General features: G+C 41.3%; 2 protein-coding genes. One reads left to right on the forward strand and one right to left on the reverse strand.

Annotated elements, in window-relative coordinates; genetic code table 11:
- Window positions 1–641: 641 nt before the first annotated feature.
- The gene (locus tag F6K20_RS37535; RefSeq protein ID WP_071107397.1) at window positions 642–899 is read right to left on the reverse strand and encodes a hypothetical protein; all 258 of its coding nucleotides are present in this window, start codon (window positions 897–899) and stop codon (window positions 642–644) included.
- A gap of 205 nt (window positions 900–1,104) precedes the next feature.
- Between F6K20_RS37535 and F6K20_RS37540 the strand changes: the two genes are divergently transcribed.
- Window positions 1,105–1,263 carry a hypothetical protein gene (locus tag F6K20_RS37540; RefSeq protein ID WP_287250842.1) on the forward strand — a complete coding sequence of 53 codons (159 nt, stop codon included), beginning with the start codon at window positions 1,105–1,107 and terminating at the stop codon, window positions 1,261–1,263.
- Window positions 1,264–1,662: the final 399 nt, after the last annotated feature.

Consider the following 1,662-nt stretch of genomic DNA (forward strand, 5'->3'; position numbering starts at 1 on the left):
TCTTTAACGATATTTTTATATTAACACAATTTTGGAGAAGATGCAAGGGGTAGGTGGGAAGGGTGGGGAGTGTGGGAAGTGTGGGGAGTGTGGGGAGTGTGGGGAGTGTGGGGAGTGGGGTTAAAAAAAACTATTGCATTAGCGCCAGAGGTGATGTGGGAGGTGTAGGTGGTAAATATGGGAGGCGTGGGGAGTGTGGGGAGTGTGGGAGGCGTGGGAGGTGTGCGCAGTAGGGTCAAAAAACTATTGCATCCGCACTAGGTGTGATTTGGGTGGTGTAGATGGTTCAAAAAAACTATTGCACTGTCGCAAGTTAGTCTTGAGTCTTGATTAGTGCTGTTAAGTTTTCTAGTAAGTGTGAAGTACATCTAAATTTCTTCCCTACTCCCTGTTCCCTGTTCCCTGTTCCCTGTTCCCTCAATAAAAAAAATTCGGTCAAGTTCTGGTTAATTCCAATGCTTGACCGAATTATTTTTTGTAATTGTCAAAAACCCTAGGGTCCTTGACTATGTGTTCACCAATTCATCAGGAAATTATCCCAATCAACAACATACTAACTTATGGTTCAGACTTCAGACTTCGTACTTTATCCTCAGTTTTGACCTGTCGCCAGGGATTGGCATCCCTGGCAACTTGCTATCTTAATCTACCAACAGATGCCGAATCAATATACTGATCACCTCACCAGGATTTCCGGTAGGTTGAGGAGTGCTCCACTCATGAACTTGGGCGTAGCCACGGCTATAAAGATTATAGATTGTGACCCGGACGGTTTTGGGAGAACCGATCAATATATGTTTGATTTGCTCCCGTCCTGGCTGAGGTTGGCCAAATAATTCCGGGAGATTAGGATTGTTGGGATTATACTCAAAATTTGGAAGAAAGTTTTCGATATCCATAATGTTTTTTTTGCTGTTGTATTGATGACATTTTTATGGTAATAAATAATTATTTATTTTGTCAAGTAATTTTTAATTTTTTTTTGCGTTAGGGGGTATATAAAAAAAATATATTAGTATTTTTGATTTTTTTTATAGTAATTTTCTATGCCATGATGTACAAAATGATCCCCCTAAATCCCCCTTAATAAGGGGGACTTTGAGGTTGAAAAGTGTACCTGATAAATCCTATAAATGCTATAGCAAAGAGCGATTGCGTAGCATGACTTACGGTCAATCACTTTTAGCGGAAGCTGAGGCCTTTGGCCACGCTACGCGTTCGCGTAGCGTCGGCTTTGCCGAAACGCTTCATCGCGTAGCATAGCCTACGGTAAATCCCTTAGCGGATAAGAGCATTACATTTAATTTTAAAGGTTAATTTTGCGATAGTATTTAAGTTTAGATCGTAATCTTGGGATAGTATTTAAATTGATAAGATATTTATGGGTTCCCGTAGCGGCTCCTAGATACCATCTCTTTCTATGCCATTTATTTGCTCGATCCCTCCCAGCCCCCCGTGATCAAAGGGGGGAGTCCGGAAATCTATAAATTGCATTTAATTCCAAAGATTAATCTTGGGATAGTATTTAAGTTGAGCCGGTCATGATTGGATAGTATTTAAATTGATAAGATATTTATGGGTTCCCGTAGCGGCTCCTAGATACCATCCCTTTCTATCCCATTTACTAGCTTGATCCCCCCCAGCCCCCCGTGATCATTGGGG

The sequence above is a fragment of the Moorena sp. SIO2C4 genome, assembly GCF_010672485.1.
Taxonomy (GTDB): Bacteria; Cyanobacteriota; Cyanobacteriia; order Cyanobacteriales; family Coleofasciculaceae; genus Moorena; species Moorena producens.

Excerpts from the sequence above, each read along its gene's own strand:
- F6K20_RS37535 (WP_071107397.1), bottom strand. The coding sequence starts at position 899 with ATGGATATCGAAAACTTTCTTCCAAATTTTGAGTATAATCCCAACAAT.